The 23958-nt window shown below is 66.5% G+C and carries 30 protein-coding genes; 20 read left to right on the top strand and 10 right to left on the bottom strand.

The genetic code is table 11. From position 1 onward, the window contains the following. The 3 genes from QVG61_RS02735 (at position 1) to QVG61_RS02725 (ending at position 1663) form a co-directional block, all read left to right on the top strand. Entirely contained in the window at positions 1-588 is a 588-nt protein-coding gene (locus tag QVG61_RS02735) for a class I SAM-dependent methyltransferase (protein WP_289931795.1), read from the top strand. Positions 589-654: 66 nt separating this feature from the next. Next, complete coding sequence (locus tag QVG61_RS02730) at positions 655-957, top strand: hypothetical protein (RefSeq protein ID WP_289931794.1); 303 nt, start codon at positions 655-657, stop codon at positions 955-957. A gap of 52 nt (positions 958-1009) precedes the next feature. Next, positions 1010-1663 (top strand): hypothetical protein, encoded by a 654-nt coding sequence (locus QVG61_RS02725; RefSeq protein WP_289931793.1) that lies wholly within the window; start codon positions 1010-1012, stop codon positions 1661-1663. Positions 1664-1673: 10 nt separating this feature from the next. On the opposite strand, the gene QVG61_RS02720 is transcribed toward QVG61_RS02725, so the two are convergent. Beyond that, positions 1674-2135 (bottom strand): Rsd/AlgQ family anti-sigma factor, encoded by a 462-nt coding sequence (locus QVG61_RS02720; protein WP_289931792.1) that lies wholly within the window; start codon positions 2133-2135, stop codon positions 1674-1676. Positions 2136-2404: 269 nt separating this feature from the next. Here QVG61_RS02720 and QVG61_RS02715 point away from each other — a divergent pair, with 269 nt between their 5' ends. The 10 genes from QVG61_RS02715 to QVG61_RS02670 all read left to right on the top strand — a co-directional run bounded on the left by QVG61_RS02715 (position 2405) and on the right by QVG61_RS02670 (position 11076). Then, positions 2405-3787 (top strand): HDOD domain-containing protein, encoded by a 1383-nt coding sequence (locus QVG61_RS02715; RefSeq protein ID WP_289931791.1) that lies wholly within the window; start codon positions 2405-2407, stop codon positions 3785-3787. After that, the gene (locus QVG61_RS02710; protein ID WP_289932809.1) at positions 3720-4283 is read left to right on the top strand and encodes a hypothetical protein; all 564 of its coding nucleotides are present in this window, start codon (positions 3720-3722) and stop codon (positions 4281-4283) included. Before QVG61_RS02715 ends, QVG61_RS02710 begins: the two co-directional genes overlap by 68 nt. Before the next feature lie 3 nt (positions 4284-4286). Further along, entirely contained in the window at positions 4287-4754 is a 468-nt protein-coding gene (locus tag QVG61_RS02705; RefSeq protein ID WP_289931790.1) for an Rrf2 family transcriptional regulator, read from the top strand. Between the two features lie 89 nt (positions 4755-4843). After that, a complete protein-coding gene (locus QVG61_RS02700; RefSeq protein ID WP_289931789.1) occupies positions 4844-5632 on the top strand; it encodes a hypothetical protein in 789 nt (262 codons plus the stop codon). Between the two features lie 61 nt (positions 5633-5693). Next, positions 5694-6545 (top strand): dihydrofolate reductase family protein, encoded by an 852-nt coding sequence (locus QVG61_RS02695; RefSeq protein ID WP_289931788.1) that lies wholly within the window; start codon positions 5694-5696, stop codon positions 6543-6545. Positions 6546-6550: 5 nt separating this feature from the next. Beyond that, positions 6551-7066, top strand: coding sequence for an NUDIX hydrolase (locus QVG61_RS02690; RefSeq protein ID WP_289931787.1), 516 nt, complete (start codon positions 6551-6553; stop codon positions 7064-7066). Then, positions 7066-8508 (top strand): sodium/proline symporter PutP, encoded by a 1443-nt coding sequence (gene putP / locus QVG61_RS02685; protein WP_289931786.1) that lies wholly within the window; start codon positions 7066-7068, stop codon positions 8506-8508. Before QVG61_RS02690 ends, putP begins: the two co-directional genes overlap by 1 nt. After that, entirely contained in the window at positions 8505-9476 is a 972-nt protein-coding gene (locus tag QVG61_RS02680; protein WP_289931785.1) for a D-2-hydroxyacid dehydrogenase, read from the top strand. The genes putP and QVG61_RS02680 overlap by 4 nt, the downstream gene beginning before the upstream one ends. A gap of 73 nt (positions 9477-9549) precedes the next feature. Further along, a complete protein-coding gene (gene trmH / locus QVG61_RS02675) occupies positions 9550-10242 on the top strand; it encodes a tRNA (guanosine(18)-2'-O)-methyltransferase TrmH (protein WP_289931784.1) in 693 nt (230 codons plus the stop codon). Between the two features lie 351 nt (positions 10243-10593). After that, the gene (locus QVG61_RS02670) at positions 10594-11076 is read left to right on the top strand and encodes a YhcB family protein (RefSeq protein ID WP_289931783.1); all 483 of its coding nucleotides are present in this window, start codon (positions 10594-10596) and stop codon (positions 11074-11076) included. A gap of 4 nt (positions 11077-11080) precedes the next feature. Here QVG61_RS02670 and QVG61_RS02665 read toward each other — a convergent pair whose 3' ends face one another. After that, a complete protein-coding gene (locus QVG61_RS02665; RefSeq protein ID WP_289931782.1) occupies positions 11081-11431 on the bottom strand; it encodes a sulfurtransferase TusA family protein in 351 nt (116 codons plus the stop codon). Positions 11432-11684: 253 nt separating this feature from the next. Here QVG61_RS02665 and QVG61_RS02660 point away from each other — a divergent pair, with 253 nt between their 5' ends. Next, complete coding sequence (locus QVG61_RS02660; protein WP_289931781.1) at positions 11685-11858, top strand: sulfurtransferase TusA family protein; 174 nt, start codon at positions 11685-11687, stop codon at positions 11856-11858. A gap of 86 nt (positions 11859-11944) precedes the next feature. On the opposite strand, the gene tusB is transcribed toward QVG61_RS02660, so the two are convergent. Genes tusB through tusD form a run of 3 tightly spaced genes read right to left on the bottom strand, consistent with a single transcriptional unit; the run spans position 11945 to position 13020 of the window. Next, positions 11945-12241 carry a sulfurtransferase complex subunit TusB gene (gene tusB / locus QVG61_RS02655; RefSeq protein ID WP_289931780.1) on the bottom strand — a complete coding sequence of 99 codons (297 nt, stop codon included), beginning with the start codon at positions 12239-12241 and terminating at the stop codon, positions 11945-11947. 10 nt (positions 12242-12251) lie between these two features. Further along, on the bottom strand, positions 12252-12653 hold the full coding sequence (locus tag QVG61_RS02650) for a DsrE family protein (RefSeq protein ID WP_289931779.1): 402 nt from the start codon (positions 12651-12653) through the stop codon (positions 12252-12254). A 10-nt stretch (positions 12654-12663) separates the two neighbouring features. Next, positions 12664-13020, bottom strand: coding sequence for a sulfurtransferase complex subunit TusD (gene tusD / locus QVG61_RS02645; protein WP_289931778.1), 357 nt, complete (start codon positions 13018-13020; stop codon positions 12664-12666). A gap of 288 nt (positions 13021-13308) precedes the next feature. Between tusD and QVG61_RS02640 the strand changes: the two genes are divergently transcribed. Further along, positions 13309-14505, top strand: coding sequence for a YeeE/YedE family protein (locus QVG61_RS02640; RefSeq protein WP_289931777.1), 1197 nt, complete (start codon positions 13309-13311; stop codon positions 14503-14505). A gap of 331 nt (positions 14506-14836) precedes the next feature. Here the strand turns inward: QVG61_RS02640 and QVG61_RS02635 are convergent, their stop codons facing one another. Continuing rightward, positions 14837-15253, bottom strand: a complete 417-nt coding sequence (locus QVG61_RS02635; RefSeq protein ID WP_289931776.1) for a secondary thiamine-phosphate synthase enzyme YjbQ — start codon at positions 15251-15253, stop codon at positions 14837-14839. Between the two features lie 280 nt (positions 15254-15533). Here QVG61_RS02635 and typA point away from each other — a divergent pair, with 280 nt between their 5' ends. Continuing rightward, entirely contained in the window at positions 15534-17354 is a 1821-nt protein-coding gene (typA, locus tag QVG61_RS02630; protein ID WP_289931775.1) for a translational GTPase TypA, read from the top strand. Positions 17355-17380: 26 nt separating this feature from the next. Here typA and QVG61_RS02625 read toward each other — a convergent pair whose 3' ends face one another. Then, positions 17381-17581 carry a hypothetical protein gene (locus tag QVG61_RS02625; RefSeq protein WP_289931774.1) on the bottom strand — a complete coding sequence of 67 codons (201 nt, stop codon included), beginning with the start codon at positions 17579-17581 and terminating at the stop codon, positions 17381-17383. Between the two features lie 195 nt (positions 17582-17776). On the opposite strand from QVG61_RS02625, the gene QVG61_RS02620 reads away from it, so the two are divergent. After that, positions 17777-18322: a hypothetical protein gene (locus QVG61_RS02620; protein ID WP_289931773.1), complete on the top strand. Its 546-nt coding sequence runs from the start codon at positions 17777-17779 to the stop codon at positions 18320-18322. Between the two features lie 15 nt (positions 18323-18337). On the opposite strand, the gene QVG61_RS02615 is transcribed toward QVG61_RS02620, so the two are convergent. Further along, positions 18338-19684 (bottom strand): YihY/virulence factor BrkB family protein, encoded by a 1347-nt coding sequence (locus tag QVG61_RS02615; protein ID WP_289931772.1) that lies wholly within the window; start codon positions 19682-19684, stop codon positions 18338-18340. Positions 19685-20049: 365 nt separating this feature from the next. On the opposite strand from QVG61_RS02615, the gene QVG61_RS02610 reads away from it, so the two are divergent. Next, positions 20050-20415 (top strand): hypothetical protein, encoded by a 366-nt coding sequence (locus tag QVG61_RS02610; protein ID WP_289932808.1) that lies wholly within the window; start codon positions 20050-20052, stop codon positions 20413-20415. 406 nt (positions 20416-20821) lie between these two features. On the opposite strand, the gene QVG61_RS02605 is transcribed toward QVG61_RS02610, so the two are convergent. Beyond that, on the bottom strand, positions 20822-21334 hold the full coding sequence (locus QVG61_RS02605; RefSeq protein ID WP_289931771.1) for a hypothetical protein: 513 nt from the start codon (positions 21332-21334) through the stop codon (positions 20822-20824). Between the two features lie 11 nt (positions 21335-21345). After that, positions 21346-22518, bottom strand: a complete 1173-nt coding sequence (locus tag QVG61_RS02600; protein WP_289931770.1) for a hypothetical protein — start codon at positions 22516-22518, stop codon at positions 21346-21348. A 103-nt stretch (positions 22519-22621) separates the two neighbouring features. Here QVG61_RS02600 and QVG61_RS02595 point away from each other — a divergent pair, with 103 nt between their 5' ends. Continuing rightward, positions 22622-23620: a glycosyltransferase gene (locus QVG61_RS02595; RefSeq protein WP_289931769.1), complete on the top strand. Its 999-nt coding sequence runs from the start codon at positions 22622-22624 to the stop codon at positions 23618-23620. 69 nt (positions 23621-23689) lie between these two features. Next, entirely contained in the window at positions 23690-23947 is a 258-nt protein-coding gene (locus tag QVG61_RS02590; protein WP_289931768.1) for an iron-sulfur cluster assembly protein, read from the top strand. The last annotated feature ends 11 nt before the right edge of the window (positions 23948-23958 follow it).

Below are 23958 nucleotides of genomic sequence, written 5' to 3'. Positions count from 1 at the left end.
ATGTGGGAGGAACGCTACAGCGCCGAGGAATATGCCTACGGCACCGAACCCAACGATTTCCTGGCAGCCATGGCCGGGCGCCTGCCCACCGGCCGCTGCCTGTGCGTGGCCGAGGGCGAGGGCCGCAACGCCGTCTATCTCGCCGGCCTCGGCCACCGGGTGACCGCTGTCGACAGCGCCGCGGCCGGGCTTGCCAAGGCCCGCCGGCTGGCCGCCGAACGGGGGGTGGAGATCGACTGCCGGCAGGCCGACCTGGCCGACTTCCCCATCCAGCCCGACAGCTGGGACAGCGTGGTCTCCATCTTCTGCCATCTGCCACCGGTCCTGCGCGCCGACCTGCACCGGCGCCTGGTGGCCGGCCTGCGGCCGGGCGGCATGCTGCTGCTGGAGGCCTACACCCCGACGCAGATCGCCCTCGGCACCGGTGGCCCGCCGGACGCCGCCCTGACCATGACCCTCGACGAGCTGCGCCGGGAACTGGAGGGACTGGAGTTCCTGCACGCCGCCGAGCTGGAACGCGAGGTGATCGAAGGCCGCTACCACACCGGCCGCGGCGCCGTGGTCCAGCTGCTGGCCCGGCGCCCCTGACGGGCCGTGGCCGACCACCCATGGATACCGTAGAATCCATGGGCAGAACAGCTCGGGATCCCGGCCATGCCCTATTTCGACATCGACGAGGCTATGCGCTATGCCAGCGACCGCATCGAGGCCGACAGCACGCTGGACCTCGGCAAGCTGCCAGCGGCGGAGGCCCTGGCCACCCTGGAGGCCGCTCTGGAAGAACGGCGCGCGGCCGGCGGCTCGATGATCGTGCGCTTCCAGCCGGCCGCACCGGGCAGTGGCGAGACCCTGTTCCAGCCGGTCGGGCGCTGGCTGCTGGCGCAGAAGCGTGCCGGCCGGCTGCGCCGGGTCAGCAACCTGCTGGAACTGGGCGCCGGCTTCTACATCGAATTCTGAAGCCGCCTTTCGCCTCCTGTCAGGCAGTCCTGCAGCCGGGCGCGCACGGACCATGAAGGACGCGATCGACACCCCCCACCTGTTCCTGCTGGCCGGCCTCTGGCTGGGCTATTTTCTCGTCCATTCCCTGCTTGCCAGCCACACTGTCAAGCGCCGGGTGGCACAGCGGCTGCCGCGGCTGGCAGCGCATTACCGGCTGGGTTACAACCTGCTCGCCCTGCTGCTGCTGATCCCGCCGCTGTGGCTGACCTACCGGCAGCCCGGGCCGATGCTTTGGAGCTGGCCAGGGCCCTGGGGCTGGCTGGCGGACGGCGCGGCCCTGCTCGCCCTGGTCGGCTTCTGGCTGGGCAGCCGGGCCTACGACCTGCCGGCCTTCCTTGGTCTGCGGCCACAAGCGCCGCTGCCAGCCGGAACCCGGCTGCAGCTTTCGCCGCTGCACCGGTATGTCCGCCACCCCTGGTACAGCTGCGGGCTGCTCCTGCTGTGGAGCCGCGACATGAATGCCAGCCTGCTGGTCGGCGCCCTTGCCATCACCCTCTATCTGGTCATTGGCAGCCGCCTGGAGGAACGCAAGCTGGAACGGGAGATCGGCGCGGCCTATCGCGAATACCGCAGACAGGTACCCGGGCTGCTGCCGCTGCCCTGGCGGATTCCCGGCCGGACCGCCTGGGAACGCCTGCGCGGGAAGGCGGCGGGAAGGGACTGAACGGAGGAAATCAGGGACGCTTGCGGGCGCTGATGGCCTGGATCACCTGGTCCTCGAGCTGGATGCGCTCGGCCAGGACCTCGCCCAGGCGCGACAGGTCCTCGGCCAGCCGTTCGACCCGGCCATCGTCGAGGTGCGCCACGTCGTAGCGGTCGTTGAAGTCGAGGATGACGTCGGTACTGCTGGCGATCTGGGGATAGACCTGCTCGGCGATGGCACGCACCGCCTGGCGGCGCTCGCGGCCGTCGGCGATGTAGCGGTAGAGCTGGAAATGGGCGCTGGCGGCATAGTCGATCAACGCCTGGCAGAAGCGTTTCAGCGCCTCCTCGGTACGCGGCTCGGGCAGATAGGGGCGGATGCCTGCCAGGCTGGAATAGCGAACCAGCGTCTCGGTGCGGGAAGCCACCAGGCTGGCCAGTTTCTCGCGCGACCGGGCGCGCCGGTCCTCACTGGACAACGACTCGACTGACATAGACTCTTTCCCCCTCATTCTCTTTATCGAGTCGCGACCGACTCTCCGCAGAGTATACCCACAAGGTCCGGCCGCACTTCAAGCCTGACGCCGGAAAAACGGCACCCCGCCTTCCCACTCCCGGCCCCAGTGCCTCGCCTCTCCGCAGGGCGCCAGATAACCTCTTGTTTTTGCATCAGTCAGCATCAGGAACGGCATCCCTTGGCGTGATGTTTGCTTTTTTTCACCCCAGCCCCCAGGGACGGGCCAAGCATCCGGGAGACGCCATCATGATACCTGCACGCATCCGCCACTATCTCGAGGCCCAGGCTGCCCGCTACACGGAGCACCACCACCTCTACACCGACAGCCTGCCGCAGGCCGCCGAGGCCTGTGGCATCGATCCCCGCGACGTGGTGCGGGCGGTGATGCTGGACGACGTCCAGGGTCCGCTCATGGCCATCCTCCCCTATGACCACCTGCTGGACTTCTCCGCCCTCTGCCGGCTGCTGGGACGGGAACCCGAGCCCTTGCCGGCAGGGGGCCTGCAAGCGGCGTTCTTCCCCGATTGCGAGGCCGGCTGCTGCCCGCCGCTGGCCCCCGCCTACGGTATCCAGGCCATCGTCGACCCGGCACTGCTCGAACGGCCTCGGCTCTACCTGGAACCCGGGGTGCACGACACCCTGCTCGGCCTGGACACCGAGACCTTCCGCCGCCTGCTGCCGACGGCCCGCATCGAACCCTTCTCCCAGCCCCTTGCCGGTCTGCAGCGGAAGACGGCGGATACGGCCTCGGATCTCGACCTTGGCCGTTTCACGCCCGGCCGCATCAAGCGCCGGCTGGAGGCATTCCACGACCTGCCGGCCCTGCCGGGCACGGCGGCCCAGATCCTCGACATCGCAGCCAACCCCCGCGCCCATGCCGCCGATCTGGCGCGGGTGATCGAACAGGACCCGGCCCTGGCGGCGCGCATCCTGCGCTACGCCAATTCACCCCTGTACGGCTTCCCCGGCAAGATCGGCGACGTCAAGTCGGCCGTGGCCCGGGTCCTCGGCTTCGATTTCGTCCTCAACCTGGCGCTGGGCATCTCGGTCGGCCAGTCGCTGCACATCCCGGCCGGCGGTCCGCTGGGACTGGACGCCTTCTGGCGCCACTCGGTGTACTGCGCGGCCCTGGTCGATCGCCTGGCACGCAACATGCCGGACGAGCTGCGCCCGCGGCGCGGCAGCGCCTACCTCGCCGGCCTGCTGCACAATCTCGGCGTGCTACTGCTCGGCCAGGCCTTCCAGAACGAGTTCTTCCTGCTCAACCGCTATCTGCTCGCCAACCCCGAGCTGAGCATGGCGCGGATCGAGAAATACCTGCTCGGCGTCGGCCACGAACAGATCGGCGGCTGGCTGCTGGAAGCCTGGCATCTGCCGGCCGAACTGGTGGTCGCCGCCCGCCATCATCACGACGAACACTACTGGGGCGACCATGCGCTCTACGCCCAGCTGGTGCTGCTCGCCAACCGCGCCCTCGCCCGGCGCGACATCCCCTTCGACGACCAGGGCGCCTATCCCGCCTTCAGCCTGGAGATGCTCGGTCTCGGCGCCCGCCAGGTCGATGAGCTGGCCGACTGCGTCTGCGCAGGCGCCGAGGAGCTGGACGACCTCGCCCGGCTGGTCGCCTGAGCCAGCCCGCCGGATCACGACTGCAGCGTCAATCCCGGATTCAGCGGTCTCGCCACACCCCGCCCTGGCACAACACCCCCTCCTGACTTCTGGATTCTGGATTCTGGATTCTGGATTCTGGATTCTGGATTCTGGATTCTGGATTCTGGATTCTGGATTCTGGATTCTGGATTCTGGATTCTGGATTCTGGATTCTGGATTCTGGATTCTGGATTCTGGATTCTGGATTCTGGATTCTGGATTCTGGATTCTGGATTCTGGCTTCTGGCTTCTGGCTTCTGGCTTCTGGCTTCTGGCTTCTGGCTTCTGGCTTCTGGCTTCTGGCTTCTGGCTTCTGGCTTCTGGCTTCTGGCTTCTGGCTTCTGGCTTCTGGCTTCCACCCCCTTTCTTGACTTCTTTAGTCAACAATACCATAATACCCGACCATAGTACTCAGGATTGGAACGGCCACCGCCATTCCGCGTCCAACGACAAGAGAGCCAACGTGAAGGGGTGAACCATGAAACTGTCGACTAAAGGCCGCTATGCCATCACCGCGTTGATCGAACTCGCCCTGCATCACAAGCAGGGGCCGGTCACGCTGGCCGACATCTCGGTCGAACAATCCATCTCGGTGTCCTACCTGGAACAGCTGTTTGCCCAGCTGCGCAAGCACGGACTGGTCACCGGCCTGCGTGGCCCCGGTGGCGGCTACTGCCTGCGCCGGCCGCCGAGCGAGATCAGCGTGGCCGAGATCCTGCGCGCCGTGGACGAGTCCATCGCCTCCGCCGCGCACACCCCGGCCGCCGAGGACAGCAGCGGCGAACGTCCGCCCTCCCTGCGCCTGTGGGACAAGCTGAGCCACCGCATCTACGACTACCTGGACAGCATCAGCCTGGCCGACGTGGTCAGCGATGGGCAGCGCCTGCCCGCTGGTCAGAACCGACGCCCGGGCTTCGCCCTCGGCGGCCAGCGCAGCGCCGCCTGACCCCGCCTTGCCCCCCCGTCCGGGGTGCGACCACCATCCCGGGCGGTGGCTGTGCTGGATCGGCCCGGGGGGACCGGTAAAATGCCGGCATGCAGACCCCCCGCGGAACTCTGGTGCATGCCGAACGCGACGCCGACGGCCTGCTGGAGGTGATCGACGACGCCACCACCCGCTCGCTGTACTTCGGCAACAGCATCCGCCAGAGCAGCATGAACCTGCACAGCCCGCACAGCCTGGCGCTGGGCTACACCCGGCACATGCTGGCCGCCCTGCTGTTCGTCCCCGATCCGCGGCGGGTGCTGATGATCGGCCTCGGCGGCGGTTCCCTGGCCCGCTTCCTCCACCACCATTTCCCGCTCTGCCGGATCGACGCCATCGAGCGCCGGGCGGCGGTGATCGACCTGGCGCGGCGTTTCTTCGCCCTGCCGGACGACGGGCGGCTGCAGATCCGTCACGGGGACGGCTTCGCCCGGCTCGGCGAGGCGCCCGAGGGGCCGGGCTACGATCTGCTGCTGATCGACGCCTTCGATGCCGAGGGCATGGCCCCGGCGCTGGCCGAGAGCGAGGTCTTCGCCCAGGCGGCCCGCCAGCTGCGCAATCCCGGCGCGCTGGCCGTCAACCTCTGGAGTTCGTCCCGGCCGGAGTTCCGGCACTGCCTGGCAGCCATCGAGCGGGGCTTCGGGGGCCCGGTGCTGCGCCTGCCGGTGGGCCAGCGCGCCAATGTCGTCAGCCTGGGCATCAAGACCCGCCGCCGTCCCGCCCTCAAGGCCCTGCGCCAGCCGGCCCGCGAGCTGCGCAGGCGCACCGGCCTGGACCTCCCGGCCTACCTGCGCCAGCTGCAGCGTCACAACGGCCTGCTGGCGCGTCTGTTCAGGTGAACGCCGAAGGGCGATTTGGGTACACTTGCCGCTCCACCCCCGACGGACCATCGAGACCCGCATGAGCGCCTCCATCCAGCAGCTCTACCCGCACCGCGCCAGCCCCGACGTCGAGCTGCACGGCCTGTATCTCGACGAGGGCCTGCACCGGGCCGGCAGCGCGGGCCGGCCCCTGGTCTACAGCAACTTCATCACCAGCCTCGACGGCCGCATCGCCCTGGGCGCCCCACACCGTGCCACCCACCAGGTCCCCCCGGCGTTGACCAACCCCCGCGACTGGCGCCTCTACCAGGAACTGGGGGCCCAGGCCGACCTGCTGATCACCAGCGCCCGCTATTTCCGCCAGTACGCCGCCGGCGAGGCCCAGGACACCCTGCCGGTCGGCCCCGAGCCGGCCTTCGACGACCTGCGGAGCTGGCGCCAGGCCGAGGGTCTGGCCGCCCAGCCGGACATCGCCATCCTCAGCGCCAGCCTGGACATCCCCCAGGCAGCCCTGGCGGCCTACCTTGGCCAGGGACGCCGCATCCATCTGCTGACCGGCGAGGATGCCGAACCGGGACGGGTCGAAGCCCTGCGCAGCGCTGGCGTCGCCGTGCATTTCGCCGGCAGCGGCCACAGCGCCGATGGCCGACAGGCGGTCGACTGCCTTGCCAGGCTCGGCTACCGCAGCCTGTACGTCATCGCCGGCCCCTCGGTGCTCTATACCCTGCTCCGCGCCGGCAGCCTGCACCGCCTCTATCTCACCCATGCCCAGCGCATCCTCGGCGGCGAGGACTTCGACACCTTCGTCTGGGGCTCGGAGCTGCTGCCGCCGCAGGACCTGCGGCTGCGCAGCCTCTACCTCGATCCCCAGGCCCCGGCCGGCGCCGGCCAGCTGTTCGCCAGCTACGACTGCCTGCCGCGGGAGACCTAGCAGTCATGGCGGGGCAGCGGCGGATCATCCATCAGGGACGGGTCGTCGATCTCGGCATCGAGGCGGTGCGGCTGCCGGACGGCAGCGAACTGGAGCTGGAGGTGGTGCGTCACCCGGGTGGCGCAGCGGTGGTGGCTGTCGATGCGCACGGCCGGATCTGCCTGCTGCGCCAGTACCGCCATGCCGCCGGCGGCTGGCTGTGGGAGCTGCCGGCCGGCAAGCTCGACCCCCGGGAGGCACCAGCCACCGCCGCCCGCCGGGAACTGGAGGAAGAGGCCGGGGTGCGCGCCGCCGACTGGCAGTCGCTGGGCCAGATCCTCACGACGCCGGGCTTCTGCGACGAGCGCATCCATCTCTACCTGGCCCGCGACCTGACCCCGGTCGGGCAGCGACTGGAGGCCCACGAGTGCCTGGAGGTGCACTGGCTGGAGCGGGCCGAGATCGAACGCCGGCTTGAAAACGACGAGCTGAGTGACGCCAAGACCCTGATCGGCCTGTACCGCGCCCTGCCCCGGCTGTGATGTTCGACGATCCGCGCGCCATCTATCTCACCTTCGGCCTGTACATCCTGCTGATGCTGCTGCTCGGCCTGCTCGCCTGGCGGCGTACCCGCGACCTGTCAGACTACCTGCTCGGCGGCCGCCGGCTGGGACGCTGGGTGACAGCGCTCTCCGCCGAGGCCTCGGACATGAGCGGCTGGCTGCTGCTCGGCCTGCCCGGCTATGCCTATGCCGCCGGCTACGAGGCCGGCTGGATCGCCCTCGGCCTGCTGGCCGGCACCTGGCTCAACTGGCGCTTCCTGGCCCAGCGCCTGCGCCAGCAGACCTTCGCCGCCGGCGACGCCCTCACCCTGCCGGCCTTCCTGGCCCACCGCTTCCCCGCCCAGGCCCTGCCGCTGCGCCTGGTGGCCGCCGGTTTCATCCTGCTGTTCTTCACCTTCTACACCGGCTCGGGTCTGGTCGCCGGCGGCCGCCTGTTCGAGACGGTGTTCGCCTGGGACTACCGGCTGGCGGTGCTGGTCGCGGCCCTGGTGGTGGTGCTCTACACCTTTCTCGGCGGCTTCCTGGCCGTATCCTGGACCGACGTGGTGCAGGGACTGCTGATGTGTGCCGCCCTGCTGCTGGTGCCGGCCTTCGCCCTCTCGCAGCAGGGTGGCTGGACGGCGGCCGAGACAGCCATGCAGCGCCTCGACCCGCAGCTGCTGGATCCCTGGCGGGGACTGGACGGTGAGCCACTGGGCCTGGTCGCCATCCTCTCCCTGCTCGGCTGGGGACTCGGCTACTTCGGCCAGCCGCACATCCTCGCCCGCTTCATGGCCGCCCGGGACGGCGCCGAGCTGCATGCCGCGCGCCGCATCGCCATGGCCTGGGTCGGCCTGACCCTGGGCGGGGCCCTGCTGGTCGGCTGGTCGGCGATCGGCTTCCTGGAGACGCCGCTCAGCGGCGCCGACACGGAGCGGGTGTTCATGCAACTGGTGGCGGCGCTGTTCCACCCGCTGGTGGCCGGCGTGCTGCTGGCCGCCATCCTGGCGGCGGTGATGAGTACCGCCGACTCCCAGCTGCTGGTCGCCTCCTCCGCCCTGGCCAACGATTTCTACCAGGCCTTCCTGCGCCGCCAGGCCACGCCCGGCGAACTGGTGCGGGTCGGCCGGCTGGCGGTGCTGCTGGTGGCCGGCGTCGCCGTCGGCCTGGCACTGAACCCGGACAACAAGGTGCTCGACCTGGTCGCCTATGCCTGGGCCGGCTTCGGTGCGGCCTTCGGCCCGACGCTGATCCTGACCCTCTACTGGCGCGGCATGCGCCCAGCCGGGGCCCTGGCCGGGATCGTGGTCGGCGGCCTGACGGTGATCCTCTGGCGCCCCCTCGCGGGCGGCTGGTTCGACCTCTACGAGATCATCCCCGGCATCCTCGCCTCGACCCTCGCCATCCTGCTGTTCAGCCGGTCCTGGGAGCGCCGGCCGTGACGCCGGGGGCGGCACCACCACGGGGGGTCTTTCTCGACCTCGACAGCCTGCACCCGGCCGACCTCGACCTGGGCCACCTGCTGGGCACGCTACCGGACTGGGATCTGCATGACCACACCCCACCGGGGCTGACCCTGGAACGCCTGCGGGGCCATCAGATCGTTGTCAGCAACAAGTGCCGCCTGGACGCCACCACCCTGGCGGCCGCCCCCGAGCTGCGCCTGGTCTGCATCGCCGCCACCGGCAGCAACAACGTCGACCTGGAAGCGGCACGCAAACTCGGCATCCGGGTGTGCAACGTGCGCGGCTATGCCACTGCCTCGGTCACCGAGCACTGGCTGGCCCTGGTACTGGCCCTCAGCCGCCGACTGTCCGAGCACGACCAGGCGGCACGCCGCGACTGGCCGCTGGCGACCCAGTTCTGCCTCCTCGATTACCCGGTACGCGAGCTGGCCGGCCGCACACTCGGGCTGATCGGCCATGGCGAACTGGGCCAGGCCGTCGGCCGGCTGGGCGAGGCGCTGGGCATGCAGATCCTCGTCACCCGGCGTCCCGGCAGCGACGACCGCCGTCCGGGACGGATACCGCTGGATGACTTGCTGTCCCGCGCCGATCTGGTCTCCCTGCACTGCCCCCTGACCCCGACGACCCGCGGCCTGATCGGGGCCCGCGAGCTGGAGCTGATGAAGCCCGATGCCCTGCTGATCAACACCGCCCGCGGCGAACTGGTCGATTCGACCGCGCTGGCCAGCGCACTGCGCGGCGGACGCATTGGCGGGGCGGCGCTGGACGTGCTGGAGCAGGAGCCGCCAGCCGCCGACCACCCGCTGCTGGGACTGGAACCGCCCAAGCTCATCCTCACGCCGCACGTCGCCTGGGCGGCGCGCGAGGCGCGTCAGCGGCTGGTCGACGCGGTGGCCGACAACATCCACGCCTTTCTCGCCGGCACACCGCGCAACCTGCTGTGAGAAGCAAAAAACCTTTGCCTCCGGCACGGCTTTGCGCTGAGATGCAGCCTTTGCCGGAATCCACGGAACAGCCATGACCCCTGAACGCTACCGCCGCATCGTCGACGTCCTCGACCGCCGCCAGCCCGACCTGGCAGTGCTCATGGAGGGCGTGCACAAACCGCACAACCTGTCCGCCATCCAGCGCAGTGCCGATGCCGTGGGCGTGCTGGAAGCGCATGCCGTGACCCCGCAGCGCCGCTATCGCAGCCACAAGGGCACCGCCGCCGGCAGCGAGAAATGGGTGGAGACCTACAGCCATGACACAGTGGAAGCAGCCATCGAGCAGCTGCAGGGCCGCGGTTTCCACATCGTCGCAGCGCATCTATCGGATCGTGCGGTCGACTTCCGCGCCTTCGACTACACCCGGCCCACGGCGATCCTGCTCGGCACCGAGAAATACGGCGTCAGCGAGGCGGCCCTGGAACGGGTCGACGCCGAGATCACCATCCCGATGGTCGGCATGGTGGCCTCGCTGAACGTCTCGGTGGCGGCCGCGGTGATCCTCTATGAGGCGCAACGCCAGCGCCTGGCGGCGGGCCTCTACGACCGGCCGCGGCTGGAAGCGGAACGCTACCGGGAACTGTTGTTCCGCTGGGGCTATCCCCGTCTGGCGGAGCGCTATCAGGCGCTGGGCCTGCCGTTTCCGCGTCTCGGCGAGCAGGGCGAGCTGCTCGACCCGGTCCCCGAGGCCGTGCGCCGTCGCCTAACAGGCTGTCGGACTTAGGCGATCGTAGCGGGCAGGGCGGGTGAACGAGAACGAATCTTCACGATTTCAAGGTGCAGAGCGGGCACTACGCAACGAGAAATCGGGAAGATTCGGACCGCTCTCCCTCCCGCGCAATAGATCAGTCCCAAGTCCGGCAGACTCCCGGGGCCTGTTGACACCACACCAATCGCGGCCTGGAGGCCGCTCCTGCCAGGGTGCCGCCATGCCCCGTAGGAGCGGTCTCCAGGCCGCGATCCCCGGCGGGTCCAGCCACGCCATCATCCGCGGGCCCGATGCAATATCCGGGTTAACCCGCCGGCACCACGATTGGGTATACTGCCCGACAGATGCAAGGAGGAAACGCCACCCGTGATTGCTGAAGATGCCGTACTCGTCTGGTCGATCATCGCCGCCCTCGCCGTGGGCACCGGCGTCGGTTTCCTGGTCGCAGCGCTGTTCGGGGCGCGTAACAACCGAAGCCGGGAACTGGAGGAGGCTCTGGAACAGAGCCGTGCGGAGCTGCAGGAGTACCGTGGGAAGGTCAATGCCCACTTCCAGAAGACGGCGCAACTGTTCGAGGACATGAGCGACCGCTATCGCGCCGTCTACCAGCATCTGGCCAGCAGCTCGCAGGAACTGTGCGGCGAGCGGCCACCCGCCCTGCAGCAGGAACTGCCGAGCCGGCCACGGCTGGAAGCTGAAGCGGAGGACAGGCCGCCTGAACCCGCGGCGGCGGATCTCCCCTCGGCCCAAACCGGCGATGCGCTAACCGGGGACGGCTACCTGGGCGACGCCCCCCATGTCCCCGAACTCAACGAGCGAGCCGAACCCGGCGGCGACAAGCTGCACTGAGTCTTCAGGCAAGCAGCCCGGCCTGACGCGCACTTCGCCGCGGGCCACGACCAAACAGCCCGAGGCGCCGGGCCAGCCGCAGCAGCCAGTCATCGCCGATGGCCTGCTGGCGGACATTCTTCTGCAGCAGCAGATGCACCCGTCCATTCTCTCTCCAGGACTTCAGACGGGCATGGCCGAAGCGTTCCGCCAGGCGCGCAAGCTCGGCTTCCAGATCGGCATCCGTCCCCACGATGTACAGGGTCTCGGCCGGCGCCATCAGGGTCAGCTGTGCCCGGCAGTGAATCACCGGCACCGGACAGTGCAGACCGCTGACATCGAGCCGGCGGTCATAGAGCAGCATGTCTGAATGCATGATATCCCCCCTTTCTCCGCCTTTGCTTCGGCATGGAATAGGAGAACTTGAAACCGCGTCTCTACAATCGAGCGCGGAGACTCAAGCTGCCGGCGGCCATGGCCGACAAGCCAGCAGACAGACCCGACAACACAACGCCATCCGACAGGGATCCCGTGCGGGAGCCCTCAAGCCCAAGACGAGAGGAACAGAGGAAATGCCCGAATTCAACCAAGAACTCGATACATCCGGACTGAATTGCCCGATGCCCGTGATGAAGACCAAGAAGGCCCTGAACGGCATGGCCGCGGGTGAGGTGCTGCACCTGATCACCACGGATCCGGCCAGCAGCGAGGACATTCCGGTACTGGTCGAGCAGCTGGAATGCGAGATCCTCGAAACCAGTGACGGCGGCGGCGCCTATCACTTCTATATCAAGAAGGGCTGAGTCCCTGACCGACCTGCCATCATCAAGGGCCGGCGTCTCACCAGGCGCCGGCCCTGTTCACGATCAGCCGCCGGGCGGCGGAATGATCACAACCATGCCTGACAGCGGTGCTGCTCAAGCAGCTCGACCCAGCCATCGTAATCGACCGGGCGCACGCCCTGGATCAGCGCCTCGACCGCCCGTGCCTTGAGATCCGCCTGCAGGGCACAGACCCCGATGCCATTCTGCAAGGCAGACTCCACCAGTTTGGAACGCTCGGTGCCTGCAGCCGCCGCATAGACGCCGTCCTCCATCAGCAGGACGACATCGCCCTCCCCGGCAAAGCGCAGACAACTCTCCAGCGAGGAGGTGGTATAGGGTGATTTGTTCACGGTATGCAGCATGATTCCCTCCTCAGAACGACATGATGCTGTGCTGTTCGTTCATCATCTTGCGGATCTCGTCGCCGTCCAGGACCTGCGGCCGGATCGGCGCCTCGGTCTCCTCGTCCTCGCCGATGCTGACCAGCTCCTCCTCGCTCATGTTGCGCGCGGCGAGCGACTGGCGATCGACATAGACCTTCTCGACCTCGAAATCCACCAGGGCGCCAATCGACGCCATGAAACCCTTGATGCCCAGCTCGGCGGTGTCCTGGCCGCGCTTCAGGGCCAGCACGCCGTCGTCCAGGAACACGACCGACAATTCCATGCCGTAGCTGGCAACGATGAACATGACCTCGATCGCTTCCTGCACATAGATGCTGCCATGCGGCGCACGGCGCACCGTGATCATCACCTTGCGTGGTTCATTCGCCATGATTTCCCCCTCAATCCCCGAATACCACCAGGCGATCGGAGTCGATCACCATCTTCGCCAGCTGCCCCAGCCCGGAGATCCGGCTGTTTGGCACCAGCAGCTCATCGACCATGCCGCGCCGCTTGGCGGCGGCGATGCAGACCACGATGTCGATGCCCTGCTCACCGAGCTCCTGCCAGCGGCGCGCGATGTGCCGGTCGTCCTGCGGTGGATCCATCCTGTTGCTCAGGTTATAGACCCCATCGTTATAGAAGAAGATGCCACGGATCTCGTGCCCCCTGCGCAGGCAGGCCTGGATCAGTTGATAGGCACTGTCCGCAGCCTCATGGTTGTAGGGACCTTCCTGAATCAGAACAGTCAGTTTCATAACGGCCTCGTCACCTCCCTCCGGTTGTCCTTAGGGCCTGTTAACAGGCCCTAATTAAAGACTCCCCACACCAGGCCGTTATTCCAACCACGCTGGCCCGCAAGAATCTAGCGCTTGCAGACCGAAAAGATTTAGCCGCAAAAGGGCCTGTGCAGACGCTGGCGGTGAGGGGGAGGGGGAGGACGCGCAGCCCAGTCATCATCCGGGCTGGGCCCCAGGGAATAAAACCGGCGGCCTGTGCATCTGGAACTTGAGACCCCCATCAGATCCAACATCTGGAGCAGACACATGGCACTCGAACCACAACAGCAGGTCCTTCTCTACGGCTTCCTTGCCGCGGTGATCCTGGGCGCGGTCGCGCACAAGACCAACTTCTGCACCATGGGCGCGGTGTCGGACTGGATCAATATGGGCAAGAAGGGCCGGCTCTGGGCCTGGTTCACCGCCATCGCCGTTGCCCTGGCGGGCGTGCTGCTGCTGGAGGGTCTTGGTGTGGCCAGTGTCGACAGCACCTTGCCACCCTATCGCACAGCGAACTTCGCCTGGCTGCGCTACATCCTGGGCGGTGTCATGTTCGGCATCGGCATGACCCTGGCCGGTGGCTGCGGCAACAAGACCCTGCTCAACATCGGCGGCGGCAACCTGAAGTCCCTGTTCGTGCTGGGCGTGGCGGGCCTGTTCGCCTATCTGATGACCAAGACCGACTTCTATGCCGTACTGTTCCACGGCTGGGTCAGTGCCACCAGCGTCAACCTTGCCGACTACGGCATCTCCAGCCAGGCAATCAGCGATATCCTCGGCGGCAGCCGCGACGGCCTGCTGCACTATGCCATCGGCACCGCCCTGGTGCTGGGCATCCTGGTCATGGCCCTGCGCGACAAGAGCTTCCGCAGCAACTGGAATCATTCCCTGGGGGGCGCCACCGTGGGACTGGTGGTCCTCGCCGGCTGGTACATCACCGGTGGCCCACTCGGCCAGGCCGCCATCGAGGCCGTGGAATGGCTGGACGAGAAGCCGGTCGGTGTCGCGGTCCAGTCCTACACCTTCATCAACCCCATGGGTGAGTCCCTCTACTATCTGATGTCACCGGGCGATCTGCTGCGGATCAGCTTTGGCGTGGCCGCCCTCGCCGGGGTCATCCTCGGCTCCCTGCTCTATGCCGTCTCCACCGGCCGCTTCAAGCTGGTCTGGTTCAAGAGCCGCAGCGACTTCATCAACCATCTGGCCGGGGCCGTGCTGATGGGTATCGGCGGCGTGCTGGCCATGGGCTGCACCATCGGCCAGGGTATCAGTGGCACCTCCACCCTGGCCCTGGGCTCCTTCCTCGCCCTGGGCAGCATCATCTTCGGCAGCGTCCTGACCATGAAGCTCCAGTACTACCGCATGATGTACGACGAGGAGGCCAGCTTCGGCGCCAGCCTGCTCAGCGTGCTGGCCGACATGCACCTGTTGCCGTCGCGGATGCGCCGACTGGATCCGCCCTAGCCATCCCGGCGGGCACTGCCCGCCCCTGGCTTCCAGCTTCTAGCCCGCATATTGCATGAAGGGTTCGCCCTGAAACTCGAACAGGCACAACCTGTACCCCGCTGTGAGGAGCCATTTCCGAGCTCCAGGCCTTGTATGTCAGCCTGCACTCCGATCATGCGGGCCGCCTTCGTGCAATATGCACCACGCCAATCGCGGCCTGGAGGCCGCTCCTACCATGGTGCCGCCATCCTCGTGGGAGCGGTCTCCAGGCCGCGATCCCCGGCGGGTCCAGCCACGCCATCATCCGGGCTAGCTCCTGGATTCTGGTTTCTGACTCCTGACTCCTCCCCTATTCCCCATACACCGTCAGTGTCAGGCGCCGGCGGTGGGCCTGGGTGCGATGCTCCCAGAGGTACACCCCCTGCCAGGTGCCCAGCGCACAGCGGCCGTCGCTGACCGGCAAGGTCAGCTCGGCACCGCTGAGCAGGGTGCGCACATGGGCCGGCATGTCGTCCGGCCCCTCGGCGCTGTGGGCGAACAGCGGATCGCCGTCCGGCACCAGCCGCGCCATGAACCGCTCCAGATCGGCACGTACCTCCGGATCGGCGTTCTCACAGAGCATCAGCGAGGCGCTGGTATGGTGCAGGAACAGATGGCAGAGGCCGGTCGCGATGCCGGCCGCCGCGGTGCGCCGTTGCACCTCCCGGCTGATGTCGTAGCTGCCGCGACCGCGGGTCGCAATCTCAAAGCGTTCCTGAATGACCATCTCTCTATCCCGCATATTGCACGAAGGCGGCCTTGAATGCGTAATTTATCCGGTATTTATCAAGGCAGTAATTCCCTATGCGAGCAATTGTACCCTGTTACGGTTTGTGCCTATTCGCGCAATATGCGGGCTATCCTCCCAAGGCTGGGGACATTTCAGCCCGGCAGAAAGCATTTTGCCATGATTTCAGCATGTTGCGATCCAAAATGCAGGCTGGGATGTCGCCAGACAGCAATTCCTGTATAATTTCTCGTCTTTTGTTCCAACCGCAGGCATTCCCGTGATCAACAAGCTCCGCAACATCGCCATCATCGCCCACGTCGACCATGGCAAGACCACCCTCGTCGACCAGCTCCTGGTCCAGTCCGGCACCCTCGGCGAACGCGCCGAAGCCCCGGAACGGGTGATGGATTCCAACGACCTGGAGCGTGAGCGCGGCATCACCATCCTCTCCAAGAACACCGCCATCCGCTGGGGCGACTACCGCATCAACATCGTCGACACCCCCGGCCACGCCGACTTCGGTGGCGAGGTGGAGCGCGTACTGTCGATGGTCGATTCGGTGCTGCTGCTGGTCGATGCCGTGGAGGGGCCGATGCCGCAGACCCGGTTCGTCACCCAGAAGGCGCTGGCCCGCGGTCTCAAACCGATCGTGGTGATCAACAAGATCGACCGCCCGGGCGCCCGCCCCGACTGGGTACTGGATCAGACCTTCGACCTCTTCGACCGCCTCGGCGCCAGCGACGAACAGCTCGACTTTCCGGTGGTCTATGCCTCCGGCCTGGACGGCTACGCCAGCGAGGATCCCGGTGCCCGCAGCGGCGACATGACACCGCTGTTCGAGACCATCATCGAGCAGGTGCCGGCACCCGAGGTGGACCCGGACGGCCCGCTGCAGCTGCAGGTCAGCTCGCTGGACTACAACAGCTACGTCGGCGTCATCGGCATCGGCCGCATCAGCCGCGGCCGGGTCAGGACCAACACCCCGGTGGTCATCATCGACAGCGAGGGCCAGCGCCGCAACGGGCGCATCCTGCAGGTGCTCGGCTTCCTCGGCCTGGAGCGCATCGAGGTGGCCGAGGCCCAGGCCGGCGACATCATCGCCTTCACCGGGGTCGAGCAGCTCAACATCTCCGACACCCTGTGCGACCCGGCCCAGGTCGAGGCCCTGCCGCCGCTGACCGTGGACGAGCCGACGGTGAGCATGACCTTCCAGGTCAACAACTCGCCCTTCGCCGGCAAGGACGGCAAGTTCGTCACCTCGCGCCAGATCCGCGAACGCCTGCAGCGCGAGCTGGTGCACAACGTCGCCCTGCGCGTCGAGGACACCGAGGACCCGGACAAGTTCAAGGTCTCCGGGCGCGGCGAGCTGCATCTGTCGATCCTCATCGAGACCATGCGCCGCGAGGGTTATGAACTCGGCGTGTCACGCCCCGAGGTCATCGTCCAGGAGGTCGACGGTCAGCGCCAGGAACCCTACGAACAGCTCACCGTCGACATCGAGGAGCAGCACCAGGGCGCGGTCATGGAGAAACTGGGCGAACGCGGCGGCGACCTGAAGGACATGGTGCCCGACGGCCAGGGGCGGGTGAGGCTGGACTACATCATCCCCTCGCGCGGCCTGATCGGCTTCCGCACCGAATTCCTCACCGCCACCCAGGGCACCGGCCTGCTCTACTCGGTGTTCGACCACTACGGCGCGGTGAAAAAGGGCAACTATGGCCAGCGCATCAACGGCGTGATGATGGCCAACGCCGCCGGCAAGGCGCTCGGCTATGCCCTGTTCAACCTGCAGGATCGTGGACGGCTGTTCATCGGCCCGGGCGAGGAGGTCTACGAGGGGATGATCATCGGCATTCACTCGCGCAGCAACGATCTGGTGGTGAACCCGCTGAAGGCCAAGCAGCTGACCAACATCCGCGCCGCCGGCAGTGACGAGAACATCCTGCTCACGCCGCCGATCCAGCTCAGCCTGGAGCAGGCCCTGGAATTCATCGACGACGACGAGCTGGTCGAGGTCACACCGCAGCACATCCGGCTGCGCAAGAAGCTGCTCAAGGAACACGAGCGCAAGAAGGCGCTGCGCGCCGCCAACGGCTGAGATCCGGCCACAGGGGGCGCTGCCGGTCAGAGCCGGCAGCAGTCCCCGTACACCGCCATGATCGCCTGCAGCTCGCGCAGCAGCAGCTCGCGCTCGGCGCCGTCCAGGCCCTCGAAGACGGCCAGCGAGCGGCGTTCCTGCAGGGCCAGGATGTACTCGCGCACCGCCTGGCAGCCGTCCGCGCAGAGGCGCTCCACGGCGCTGTCCACCCGGGCATTGCCGCTCATCACCATTCCAACAGCCCCCCTTGCCGGCGGACCGGCCACCTGATCCTCATTCCCGTTCCCCTGCGGAGTGTGGACCCGTTCACAATTTCATCCCCTCGCGCCGGCAGCGCCTGTCGAGTTGTGACCGGGTCGCAGAAAATTTTCGTGTCCTGGTGGCTATATGGACCACAACGCCCTTCACAGAGTACTGCAACCATGCAGAACAGTCATGCCAGCACGCATTGCCTCGCCGCCACAGCCGGCCTGCTGATGGTACTGCAGGGATGCGCCGCCCCCCAGTCCGATCCCGAGGCGGCGGGACCGGGCGCCGAGGCCAATCTCGGCCGCAACGAGATACTCGCCTGGATCCCCCGCAGTCAGGCCCAGACCCCCACGGTGGCCCGGGCCATCGCCCATATCGCCCTTGGCGAGGCGAAGGAGGCCACAGAAGCAGAACTCTGCGCCGGCAACTGGGTCTTCACCGGCGAGGTCAGGGATACCCGCCAGCCGCAGATCGGCCTCGCCCCGCAGCACATCGGCCGTTTCCCCGCCTGGCACTACCGCATCGAATGGAACCCCGACACCCTGGCCTGCGAGGGCGTCTCTGCAGAGACCTATTACCAGGCACTCAGCCGCCACCTGCCGAAATGGATGATGCTCCAGGGGGGATCCCCTCAGGCCCTGTTTCACCTCGGCCAGCGGCTGCCGCTCGGGGCACGGCCGGGAATCACCTACCAGCTGGCCCTCAACCAGTCTCACTGAACGCGGCCACCGCCATCAGCCGCTAACCGGCGCCTTGCCTTCCAGCACCAGGTCACGCAGCGTCTCGCCATCCAGGGTCGACTCCATGGCCCCCTCGAGACGAGTCAGCAGTACGTCGACCGGCGTCACCGGCAACATCCGCTCGGGATTGACGAAGCGGCTTTCCTCGGCACGACGCACCACACTCAGCAGATCATAGAGATGGATGGTCTCGATGTCCCGTGCCGGCAGATAGGCCTCCGGCTCGGCCGCGGTCGGCACCAGAAAGCCCTGCTGCTGCAGCATCTCGACCAGTCGCCCCACGGCCTCGGCCGGAATCGACAGGTGCTCGGAGAGGCTGTCCACGGTCCAGGGCGGGCGGTTGTGGAAGTGGTTGTAGCCCACCAGATACATCACCACCAGGGCCAGCCGTTCACGCATGCGGTTGCTCAGAACCAGTCGTACCCGGTAGCGGGTCAGGTACTGCGGATGCTGGACATAGAAGGCGACCTGCGCCCCGACCAGCAGCACCAGCCAGTTGATGTACAGCCAGATCAGCAGCAGGACCAGGATGGCAAAGCTGGAATAGATGGCCGCATACTTGGTGGACGAGGCGATAAAGGCGGCAAAGGCCCAGCCGGTGGTCTGCCAGAGGAAACCGGCCAGCAGACCACCCACCGCCGCCGCCCCGACCTTGACCCGGGTATTGGGGATGAAGATGTAGACGAAGGTAAAGGCCACACCGACCAGCAGGTAGGGCAGTAGCTTGGACAGGGTCACGACCAGGGTGCCGAAGGGCTCGATGGCAACCAGGCGCTGCACCAGCTCGTTGTTTATCACCGTGGCGGTGATGCCGATGGCGCTGAAGATCATCACCGGCCCGATGAGGATCACGCTGAGGTAATTGCTGAAACGCTGCGAGAGACTGCGCAGATGCTCCACGTGCCAGACGTAATTGAACGAGGCCTCGATCTTCTGCAGCAGGGAGAGCACCGTATAGAGCAGAAACACCAGCCCCAGCGCACCCAGCACCCCGACCTTCACGTTCTCGACGAAGGCCATGATCTGCTGCGCCACCTCCTCACCCTTGGGGCCGAGCGGCTGCAGGAAGTTGTACAGCAGCGGCTCGATCTGGTTGTGCACCCCAAAGCCCTTCAGCACCGAGAAACTGAGTGCCAGCAGGGGCACCAGGGAGAGCAGGGTGGTATAGACCAGGCTCATGGCCCGCAGGTTGAGCTCGCCGTGCAGCAGATCCCTGAGCATGACATAGAGGATCTGCAGGGCCTTCACCATGACGCGCTGCCAGCCATGCAACTGCCGCGGGTCCTTCTCCCAGAGCAGATCGTTCAGGCTGTCGAAGACATGACCCGGTTGTAGCGACATCGTGGCTTACCCCCTGCAGTCGGAGACACGAGAGAACATCTGGATCAGCGCCACTATAAAACAAACTCCGCACCGCGGCACCGTCATACACGGCTGTGATATCGCATGTCCTTGCATGAACATCGGCAGCCAATGCCGTTATGGCCCGATGCCGAGCACACCGCGACATCACCTGCGGCAACACACAGGCAGGGTGCGGAAACTGCTCGTATAGCAGCATTTCCCGACATGGCAGTATCAATCAAGTTAGCCGCACCTGATGTCGCTCAACATCATTTTTTCATCGTAATCTTTTATTTTTCGTTAAAGTTTCTATAATCAAATGCCGTTATGTTGCGCGAACCAGTAAACAGGAGGGTTTCCTCATGGCAGTGAAGAAGAAAACAGCGAAACGGAAAACGGCGGCCAGGAAGAAGGTCGCAACGAAACGGAAGGTGGCGGCGAAGAAGAAGGTCGCCAAGAAAAAGGTCGCTCGTGTGACCCGTAAGAAGGTCGCCAAGAAGAAGGCGTCCAAGAAGAAAGCCGCCAAGAAAAAGGTGGCGAAGAAAAAGGTCGCCAAGAAGAAAACTGCCAAGAAGAAAACCGCCAAGAAAAAGGTAGCGAAGAAAAAGGTCGCCAAGAAGAAGGCCAGCAAGAAGAAGGCTGCCAAGAAAAAGGTCGCCAAGAAACGGGCAACCAAGAAAAAGGCTGCGAAGAAGAAGGCCGCAAAGAAGACTGCACGCCGTCGCTGATCCGGCAGCCTTTTCACAGCTGGAAACTCCAAGGCCCGCTCGATGCGGGCCTTTTTATTGCCTCAAGCCTTTTGCTTTCAACTAGTTAGCCCGGATATTGCACCAAGGATTCGATTCTCAGGGCGGAGCTGGCAAAGCAGCTTGGTCGATCACCCGCGGAAGCATAGCCGTAGCTATGGCTCAAGGGGGATCGGCCAGGATGCGCAGCCAGATGCGTCCTGACAAAATCGCCGGGAGCGATTTTGAACAGCCGCAAGGCTGGCCCGAAGGGCGGAGGGCAGGATGCCCGGAGTCAATCGAATAGGCACAAAGTGTACCCCGCCACGAGGGCCTATTTGCGTGCCTCCTGGCCTTGTATACCAGCCTGCACTCCGATCATAGGGACCGCCTTGGTGCAATATCCGGGTTAGCGTTGACTTTCGCCACCCCCCGAAGGCCGCGCCGAGGGAATCCCGAGCCAGCCCCGCAGCAACTGGCGCAGTTCCGCACGATGCAGGCGATAGCGGGCATCATAGCCCTGGACCCAGCGCTCACAGTCCAGTGCGACCAGGGGATGGTGCGCATCGTCGAAGTGGATGACCGTCTGGTAGGCGATACTGCCCCGCTCCCAGACGCCAAATGCCTCACGCCGCCGGACCGCACTCACCCGCAGCGGGCCGGGCTCGATATCGATGGCCTCGTCACTCGCCCGATCCAGCACAAAGGCACAGTTGAGCTCCCAGACCGTCAGCTTCATCGCCGCCGTCTGCCGGCCATCCTGGAAATGGAGTCGCGTGCTGCCTGGCGGAAAATGCAGGCTGCGCAGCAACTGCCATTGCTCTCCCACCGCTGCCGGCAGGACATCCTCCTGCCGGGGCAGGGACTGGCAGGCAGGCAACAGCAGGGCAACGATCAGAGTGGTGGATAGCTTCCATCGCATGTGAGAATTCCTCATGACTGCTCCAGCAGTCGCTGGTAGCGTTTTCGATTGGCCTGCAGACGGCCGCGCAGCGTGCGCCAGGGATCCTGCCAGGGGAGGCCGGAACGCATCAGCCCCTGACTCAACCGACACAGGCCCTGGACATCGTCGAGATGCACGAATTCCGGTGCCGGCCCCTCTGGCCGACGACAGTCCATACCGCCCTCGAATCCCTGGTTGTGATAGTTGCCGAGCGGCACCGTCAGGCCAACCACCGGCAGGCCGAATACGGCGGCCGCCGTCGCCTCACAGGCACCACCGTCCATGACGCGGCGTTGATGGGCAGCGGGCAGCAGGCGCTCGGCCAGGCTGCTCAGCAAATGGCTGGCCCCGGCCGCGAACAGGGTGCGCCGGTCACCGAGCCGCACCACCGGCCCCTTGCCGATAACCGCACCGGGCAGGGTTCGCGACGCCTCCAGGCTGACCGCCAGCAAAGGTCGGCGCGGGCGTTCGAGCCAGCCCAGCTCGAAATGGGCGATGGCACCGACGAAGCCGACCTCCTCGGCCCGGCTGAGCAGGGCGATGAAAGGCACCTCCTCAGGCTGGCGCCGGAACAGCCGCCGCGCCGTGCGCAGGATGGCGAACACCCCGACCAGATCATCGGCCGCACGACAATAGACCCGCTTGCCGGAACGCCATACGGGGGCCCGGAAATCGAAGCCGCCGAACAGCCGCCGTGCCGCCAGGCGCCGCGCATGCAGGCTCTCATCCGGCAGCTCGACCACTGCCCGGCGGATCCCGTAACCCCGCGGCTGCAGCTCGACATGGCGCAGGGCACCGCGGGCGATCACGCCGTCCCCGGCCGACAGCCAGACGCTGGCCCCGGCGAGATGGCGCAACGGCGAACCACCGTGCCAGTCGATGGCCAGATGTCGCCTGTCCAGCCAGCGCTGGCCATGGAAGCCGGGATGGTCCATGTGGGCGATGAACAGGCGCAGCGGTTCATCGCTCGCCGTGCGCACCCGTTTCCGGTAGGCGGCCGGGCTGTCCACGCCGACGATCAGGTTACCGCAGGGATCCTCGAAATGCGGCACCTGCCAACGCTGCAGCCGGCCGGCGACAAAGTCACGCACCTGCTGCTCACGAAAGGGGGCGGTCGGCTGCCGCAGCAACTCGAAAAGCAACTCGCGCTCGGATCTCTGCATGGGTCTGCCACTTTTGGTGATGGGCGCAGTGCCATTATGATGCATGCAACGAACTGCTGCCTGTCTGGAATGTACTCCCGTGAGTCCCTCAGCCTGCCCTGCCGTGAGCGTCCTCCTGCCGGTGCGCAATGCCGAGAGCACGCTCGACGAGTGCCTGCTGTCGATCCGCAGGCAGTCGCTGGACGACTTCGAACTGCTGGTCGTCGACGATGCCTGCACTGACGGCAGCATCGACATCCTGCGCGCCCATGCCGCCAGCGACCACCGCATCCGCATCCTCGGCAATCCCCGCCCCGGCCTGGTGGCGGCCCTCAATCTCGGCCTGCAGGCCGCCCGTGCCCCACTGGTGGCACGCATGGACGCCGATGATCGCATGTACCCGCAACGCCTGCAGCGCCAGTGGCAGTGGCTGCAGGCACGGCCGGAACTGACCGTGGCCGGCAGTCAGGTGCGCATCTTTCCCGAGGCGGAGCTGCGTGCCGGCCTGCGCGAATACCTGCGCTGGCAGAATGCCTGCCTGAGCAGCGAACAGATCGCTACCGATATCTACCGTGAGGCCCCCCTGGCCCATCCCTCGGTGATGTACCGTCGCCGGCGTATCCTGGCCATCGGCGGCTATCGTGCGGGGGATTTCGCCGAGGACTACGATCTCTGGCTGCGGCTGGTACAGGCCGGTGACCGGCTGGGCAAGGTGCCGGAGGTGCTGCTCGACTGGCGTGACGGCCCGCAGCGCCTGTCGCGGCGCGACCCGCGCTGCCGACGCGAGGCATTCGACCGGCTGCGCGCCCGCTACCTGGCCAGCGATCCGCGCCTCAAGCAGCGACCTCTGGCGATCTGGGGTGCCGGCCGCAAGACTCGCCGCCGCTGCCGCCACCTGCTGGAGCAGGGTTTCCGCCCCCAGGTCTGGATCGATATCGACCCGCGCAAGATAGGCAACCGGGTCGGCGGCATCCCGGTATGCCCCCCGGACTGGCTGGCCAACGCCCAGCCGCGCCCCCTGGTCCTGGTCTATGTCGCCAACCATGGCGCACGGGAACAGATCGCTGCCCAGCTGCAGGACCTCGGCTACCGGCCGGGAGAGGATTTCCTGCAGATCGGCTGAGGCCGCTTGCACCCGTCTCCCGGCCCTGCAAGAATCGATGGACCCATGCCTCCAGCAAGGAATATCACCATGCCACAGATCAGCGAAGACGAAGTACGCGCCGCTCTCGACCGGGTCCAGGATCCGGAGCTGAGCCACAGCCTGGTCGAACTGGGCCTGATCCGCGAGATCGACATCGACGACGACCGGGTGCACATCGAGCTGCAGCTGACCACACCCCACTGCCCCTTCGCCGCCCAGATCGAGCAGAGCATCCGCGAGGCGCTGCTGGCCCTGGATGGCGTCAACCAGGTCAGCGTCAACCGGCTCTGCATGGGCGATGCCTGAACCGGTCGGCG

The sequence above is a fragment of the Thiohalobacter sp. IOR34 genome, assembly GCF_030406045.1.
In the GTDB taxonomy this organism is placed as follows: domain Bacteria; phylum Pseudomonadota; class Gammaproteobacteria; order Thiohalobacterales; family Thiohalobacteraceae.
Note: the sequence above shows the minus strand (reverse complement) of the source record. Positions and strands in the feature narration are given on the sequence as shown.

Coding starts and splice junctions, on each gene's coding strand:
- tusD (WP_289931778.1), bottom strand. CDS start 13,020: ATGAAACTGACTGTTCTGATTCAGGAAGGTCCCTACAACCATGAGGCT.
- QVG61_RS02730 (WP_289931794.1), top strand. CDS start 655: ATGCCCTATTTCGACATCGACGAGGCTATGCGCTATGCCAGCGACCGC.
- QVG61_RS02600 (WP_289931770.1), bottom strand. CDS start 22,518: ATGCAGAGATCCGAGCGCGAGTTGCTTTTCGAGTTGCTGCGGCAGCCG.
- QVG61_RS02690 (WP_289931787.1), top strand. CDS start 6,551: ATGGCGGGGCAGCGGCGGATCATCCATCAGGGACGGGTCGTCGATCTC.
- QVG61_RS02590 (WP_289931768.1), top strand. CDS start 23,690: ATGCCACAGATCAGCGAAGACGAAGTACGCGCCGCTCTCGACCGGGTC.
- QVG61_RS02625 (WP_289931774.1), bottom strand. CDS start 17,581: ATGAGCGGCAATGCCCGGGTGGACAGCGCCGTGGAGCGCCTCTGCGCG.
- QVG61_RS02660 (WP_289931781.1), top strand. CDS start 11,685: ATGAAGACCAAGAAGGCCCTGAACGGCATGGCCGCGGGTGAGGTGCTG.
- QVG61_RS02735 (WP_289931795.1), top strand. CDS start 1: ATGTGGGAGGAACGCTACAGCGCCGAGGAATATGCCTACGGCACCGAA.
- QVG61_RS02650 (WP_289931779.1), bottom strand. CDS start 12,653: ATGGCGAATGAACCACGCAAGGTGATGATCACGGTGCGCCGTGCGCCG.
- trmH (WP_289931784.1), top strand. CDS start 9,550: ATGACCCCTGAACGCTACCGCCGCATCGTCGACGTCCTCGACCGCCGC.
- QVG61_RS02610 (WP_289932808.1), top strand. CDS start 20,050: ATGGCAGTGAAGAAGAAAACAGCGAAACGGAAAACGGCGGCCAGGAAG.
- putP (WP_289931786.1), top strand. CDS start 7,066: ATGTTCGACGATCCGCGCGCCATCTATCTCACCTTCGGCCTGTACATC.
- QVG61_RS02605 (WP_289931771.1), bottom strand. CDS start 21,334: ATGCGATGGAAGCTATCCACCACTCTGATCGTTGCCCTGCTGTTGCCT.
- QVG61_RS02620 (WP_289931773.1), top strand. CDS start 17,777: ATGCAGAACAGTCATGCCAGCACGCATTGCCTCGCCGCCACAGCCGGC.
- QVG61_RS02695 (WP_289931788.1), top strand. CDS start 5,694: ATGAGCGCCTCCATCCAGCAGCTCTACCCGCACCGCGCCAGCCCCGAC.
- QVG61_RS02710 (WP_289932809.1), top strand. CDS start 3,720: ATGAGCTGGCCGACTGCGTCTGCGCAGGCGCCGAGGAGCTGGACGACC.
- QVG61_RS02700 (WP_289931789.1), top strand. CDS start 4,844: ATGCAGACCCCCCGCGGAACTCTGGTGCATGCCGAACGCGACGCCGAC.
- QVG61_RS02720 (WP_289931792.1), bottom strand. CDS start 2,135: ATGTCAGTCGAGTCGTTGTCCAGTGAGGACCGGCGCGCCCGGTCGCGC.
- QVG61_RS02635 (WP_289931776.1), bottom strand. CDS start 15,253: ATGGTCATTCAGGAACGCTTTGAGATTGCGACCCGCGGTCGCGGCAGC.
- QVG61_RS02715 (WP_289931791.1), top strand. CDS start 2,405: ATGATACCTGCACGCATCCGCCACTATCTCGAGGCCCAGGCTGCCCGC.
- QVG61_RS02725 (WP_289931793.1), top strand. CDS start 1,010: ATGAAGGACGCGATCGACACCCCCCACCTGTTCCTGCTGGCCGGCCTC.
- tusB (WP_289931780.1), bottom strand. CDS start 12,241: ATGCTGCATACCGTGAACAAATCACCCTATACCACCTCCTCGCTGGAG.
- QVG61_RS02665 (WP_289931782.1), bottom strand. CDS start 11,431: ATGCATTCAGACATGCTGCTCTATGACCGCCGGCTCGATGTCAGCGGT.
- QVG61_RS02615 (WP_289931772.1), bottom strand. CDS start 19,684: ATGTCGCTACAACCGGGTCATGTCTTCGACAGCCTGAACGATCTGCTC.
- QVG61_RS02705 (WP_289931790.1), top strand. CDS start 4,287: ATGAAACTGTCGACTAAAGGCCGCTATGCCATCACCGCGTTGATCGAA.
- QVG61_RS02640 (WP_289931777.1), top strand. CDS start 13,309: ATGGCACTCGAACCACAACAGCAGGTCCTTCTCTACGGCTTCCTTGCC.